The 4,517-nt window shown below is 34.6% G+C and carries 7 protein-coding genes and 1 pseudogene; 4 read left to right on the plus strand and 4 right to left on the minus strand.

Features of this window, described 5'->3' with window-relative positions; all coding sequences use genetic code 11:
- The coding region (locus tag Q0A12_RS00640; RefSeq protein WP_291290798.1) for a Rep protein at positions 1–775 on the minus strand (775 nt) is incomplete at its 3' end.
- Between the two features lie 205 nt (positions 776–980).
- Positions 981–1,331 carry a hypothetical protein gene (locus tag Q0A12_RS00645; protein ID WP_291290799.1) on the minus strand — a complete coding sequence of 117 codons (351 nt, stop codon included), beginning with the start codon at positions 1,329–1,331 and terminating at the stop codon, positions 981–983.
- 179 nt (positions 1,332–1,510) lie between these two features.
- Between Q0A12_RS00645 and Q0A12_RS00650 the strand changes: the two genes are divergently transcribed.
- From Q0A12_RS00650 to Q0A12_RS00660, 4 genes are read left to right on the plus strand one after another with little or no spacing between them, the layout of a single operon-like run.
- Positions 1,511–2,374, plus strand: a complete 864-nt coding sequence (locus tag Q0A12_RS00650) for a helix-turn-helix transcriptional regulator (RefSeq protein WP_291290800.1) — start codon at positions 1,511–1,513, stop codon at positions 2,372–2,374.
- A 35-nt stretch (positions 2,375–2,409) separates the two neighbouring features.
- Entirely contained in the window at positions 2,410–2,559 is a 150-nt protein-coding gene (locus Q0A12_RS00655; protein ID WP_291290801.1) for a hypothetical protein, read from the plus strand.
- 29 nt (positions 2,560–2,588) lie between these two features.
- Positions 2,589–2,681 carry a hypothetical protein gene (locus Q0A12_RS16385; protein ID WP_366030668.1) on the plus strand — a complete coding sequence of 31 codons (93 nt, stop codon included), beginning with the start codon at positions 2,589–2,591 and terminating at the stop codon, positions 2,679–2,681.
- Complete coding sequence (locus tag Q0A12_RS00660) at positions 2,666–2,899, plus strand: hypothetical protein (protein ID WP_291290802.1); 234 nt, start codon at positions 2,666–2,668, stop codon at positions 2,897–2,899. The genes Q0A12_RS16385 and Q0A12_RS00660 overlap by 16 nt, the downstream gene beginning before the upstream one ends.
- 410 nt (positions 2,900–3,309) lie before the next feature.
- Here the strand turns inward: Q0A12_RS00660 and Q0A12_RS00665 are convergent, their stop codons facing one another.
- Together Q0A12_RS00665 and Q0A12_RS00670 are read right to left on the minus strand one after the other, a co-directional pair.
- Positions 3,310–4,182: an aldose 1-epimerase family protein gene (locus Q0A12_RS00665; RefSeq protein ID WP_291290803.1), complete on the minus strand. Its 873-nt coding sequence runs from the start codon at positions 4,180–4,182 to the stop codon at positions 3,310–3,312.
- A 26-nt stretch (positions 4,183–4,208) separates the two neighbouring features.
- Positions 4,209–4,517, minus strand: a pseudogene (locus Q0A12_RS00670) (1-phosphofructokinase); the annotation flags it as partial.

A 4,517-nucleotide genomic window follows, 5' to 3' on the forward strand; every position in this document is an offset into this window, starting at 1 on the left:
CGTTTATCGTACTGTAAAATATTGAACGTCTTACGAGATACTCATTGGTATAAAGGACGTCTTGATTTGTGGTATCAAAAGGTTGATCCACGAGTTGTTTTGTTACGCTGGGCACTTTGAGGTTACGCGATTTGAAGAACGCCTTTTTCTTGTGTTCCTTCAAATCCAAGTCTTTATCGAAATATTTACTGATATAGCGTCCACGATTTTCGATACTATCTACATCAATCTTGTTTATTTTGACAAATCCATGTCCCCAGATGGTTGTAAGGCGATTGACGGAGACAAAAGGAAAGTCAAACAGGATAATGTGATAATGGATGGCACCTCGTTCTTGTTTTTCCCACGTGGCAAGGTATTTTAGGTTTGCTTTTTTTGTGTGATAGAGTTCGTAGTTTAGTCGTTTGATAAATTTATTAAATTCATTATTCGCATAGGCAATATCTTGAATGTTTTCTCTGAAAGTGAGGGTTAAAAATTTTGTCTGATTGTCAAAGTTCATATCTACGAGTCGAGCAATTTCAAATCGCATATTTTGATAGTGTTTTTGTTTTCGTTTTAAGCTGTCGTATTGTCCTTGAGCAGATAATTCATCATAGTTTTTTCTCTTATCAGTGATGGTGTTTTCTTCTTCATAAAGCCAAGCTAATTCTTTCTTTCGTTTTGGATTGGTTTCATCTTTGTCTGCTTTTTGTTTCGGAGTAATGATTGCTTCATAATCATAAATTTCAAGGTACGTGGGAGTTTCAATGATTTTCTGATTATAAGCCTTCAAAAATCATCACTCCTTGTTGTTTATTCAATTGTCAATGAGCCGTTTATTTTCTCTAGATGTTGTTCTATAAATCAAGTTAAGGGGAAGTTCTGCTTCGCAGTCCTTCCAGCCTATGTGTTTATTGGGCGGTCTTAACGGACAGAAACGGCTCTGTGGGCGTTACCCCGCCGTTTCGTCCTAACCACCCAACAAACTCATAGGAAAATTAGTTTTGTGGAGTGGAACCTTGTTTTTTCGGAATCAAAGTTGCCGCATCTGCCGTTGCCGATAAGCCATAACTAACGAATTGACCATTTGAGCGTCCCCAAGGTACAATCACCAAACTGGTAAAAGCAACCATGGCTAGGCCTTGTTGGTTAAGCTCTTCAAGGGTAATCACGGGATGTTCGGATTTGACTTTGACACTGATTTTTTCGTAGCGAAGTTTTGGTAGGATACATTCGTAACTCCAACCTAGAATTTCTCCGTCTTTTTGCCAGCGAGTAATATTGACGACTTGATATTCTTTTTCGAGTTTTTCTTTTGGTAAGGTGAAATCATTGATTTTGATTGGCATAATAGCCCTCCTTTTTGTTATACGATATTTTATACGTTTGATTTAAAAAAATAGATGGCCTTCTACAAACTTTATAATATACGGATTTTTATACGATGTCAAGCAGTTTTTCAAAAAAACATATACGAAAGTTTATACGAGTGATATAATGGGTAAAAATGATAAGGAGGAAGTAACCTATGTTTGGCTTATTACAACCTGATAAAATGAAGGTAGGACAACGAATTAAGGAAATCAAAGAGAGTATGAATCTGTCCTTTACGGAGCTGGGCAACCGCTTGGGGATAAAAAAACCAACGATTAGTTCCTATGTTCAAGGCTATGCGCTAGCTCCTGAAAGTGTGATTAATCAATTATCTAGTATTAGTGGAAAACCTGTAGGGTGGTTTTATTTTGGTAGTATCGAGGACTATATTTATGACTATTTAATCTTGACTGGATATGAGCAGATGGTGACAGAACATCCAGAGATAATTGATAGAATCAAGTATAAATTTTACAATGGAGATTTCAAAAATCATGATTGGGAAAATGAAGTAGGGTATCCAGGGGAAGATTTCATTCAGAATTATTTTGCAAAATACTCTGCTGAAATCATGAGAGACTATGTAGAAGAGATTACTAGAGAAACTCTCTTGAATGACAACGCATTGAATGAATTATCCAAGAAGGATAAAGAAGATGTGATAGCCATCATTTCTTCTGATATCAATAACTATATTGATATGAGTGGTGAAGTAGACTATGGTGAAAAAGAAAAAGTTATTCATCTAGCAAAAGATGCGATAAAGAGCTTTGATTTGAGTCATAATCTGAGGTTCCATGATGAGTATCTTATAGGGAAATTAATTAATATTCTTGGCACAGATGGTGATACAGAAATGTTTATTTCTTCCTTATCGTTGTTGTTTACAGATAAGCCTTTTTCCACTCAATGGGGCGGAGATGAGTTGCTGGAAATAGTCCAATCGATACGCCCAGCATTGATTAAATTGTATCGAGACAAAACGCCAGATGAGTTGAATAGTTGGTTTGAGAAGTAACAGGAATTCTATTTAAAATAGTCAGGAGAACTAAAATGTCTAATGATTTCATTTTATATAATACAGAAGATGGTTTAATAAGAATTGAACTTCAGCTGACTGATGGGACGGTATGGTTAACACAAATGGAAATCGCTGAACTTTTTCAGACAACTAAAAATAATATTAGTCTGCAAACTATTTAGATGAGAAAGAATTAAATCGCCTAAATCTAATTGTATCTGGTTATCTTGATACAGCAGAATATCAAGCTGAAACTCAAACTACAATGACGATGGCGGGCTGGAAAAATTGGATCGATATTTGATTTATCAACGAGCAGATATTTTAAAAGATAAAGGCAATGTAAGCCAAAAATCAGCTAACTCGAAAGTCAATAGTGAATATGAGAAGTTTCAAAAGATGAATCATGAAATTATTCAAGTTGATGAGGATTATTTCGAGGCACTTAATCAAAAACATAGAGAACTATCGAGTAAAAAGAGACGCAAAATTTTGTTGAAAAGTCAGATTAAATTAAAATAAGCCAACAGTGATGCCAGGAAATAAAGTGAAACCTAATAGTTAGCCCCATAACCCAATCAAATTTCTTTGGTTGGGTTATGGGGCTGACTATTCTTTTAAATGGTCCTTTCTTAAATTATTCCTCCATTTTATCGGTGATTATCTACTGTATTCAACTAACATCTATAGTTCAACTTGGCCGAAGTATCATCAATAAACATTCGATTTTATCCATTTCAATTCTCACTCAAACTATTAAGCTATTAATACAAAAAGATTTCTTAGAGTGGGACTCGTAATCGATGGTAAGGTCTGTTGTCAAAATGGTAATTATTGGAGCCACTGTGAATTTATTTGCTTACGAATACAGTTATGGGATGGGGACTTCTCAGAAATCGACTAGGTTTCGTTATCCACCCTTTCAATAGTATTTAATCAAATGTTATTGTATGCTCTCTTGAAAATACTTGATTAATACTCAAGTGATTTATTCCTAGTTTTTCTGTAAATTTATTCTTAGAAGATGATAAATCAGCAACTCCACACCATGGTTCAATACAAACAAATGGTGCTTCACTATCAGCGGGTGACCAGATTCCTAAATATGGCATATTCTGATAACTTAAACTTACAGAATGCCCCATTTTATTTGAAACCAAACGAATATGAGTCTGACCCTTTGTTTCAAAAATTAAAACTCCTTTTTTAAAAAGCTCTCTGGTTAGAGGAAGGCTTTCCAACTGCTTTGTTTCAGCACTATCTATATCTAAGAGTACTTCTTTTGTTACTGGAATAAATTTTCTTTTTTTATGGGGGATAAATTCGATATGATAATCTTCAAAGGTTTCAGACTTATCCAAAGGAACATTAAATCCTGGATGTCCACCAATAGAAAAATAGATGCTCTTTGTGTCAATATTTTTCACTCTATACTGTATAGACAATGTTCGATTATTTAATGCGTAACTGATTTCTAGTAGAAATTTGAATGGATAGTGCTTTAGCGTTTGTTCAGAGTACTGCAAACTAAAAGATGCGTGGGTATTACTCGAACTGATTAATGAAAAGTCGCTATCTCTAGCAAATCCATGCTGAGACATGGAATATTTATGTTCATCGTAGAAGAAGCTATCATTTTTCAGTTTTCCTACAACAGGAAAAAGTATAGGTGCATGTCTGTTCCAGTACATAGAGTCAGCTTGCCAAAGATATTCTTTTTGACTGTCATGAACACTTTGTAACTCAGCACCTTTGGAATCAATTACTACGCTTAAAAGGTCATTTTTTAATTTAACTTTAGTCATTTTAACCCTTCCCTCCTAAATTTGAATTAATTTCTATTCATTTTTTTTACAGTGATTTTGTGATATATGGATTTCATTTGCCTATCTGTTACTTCAGGGTACCAGTTCATTGCGTTACAAGTAGAAAATAGTAAAGCACTTTTTAATGACTCTTCTGCTGTTCTACCATCAAAAATCCCCTTGACCAGACGACCTAGAAAAAAATCTCCACATGCAATAGGATTCTTTGCATCTACAGGCTCTGAATTACCAAAAAATAACTTGTCATTCATTCGGCCAACAACCCCGACTTTTCCTAGAGTAATGATAAAGTTTGGAATATTGGCTTTAATATC

This window comes from Enterococcus sp., from assembly GCF_022711995.1.
In the GTDB taxonomy this organism is placed as follows: Bacteria; Bacillota; Bacilli; order Lactobacillales; family Enterococcaceae; genus Enterococcus_D.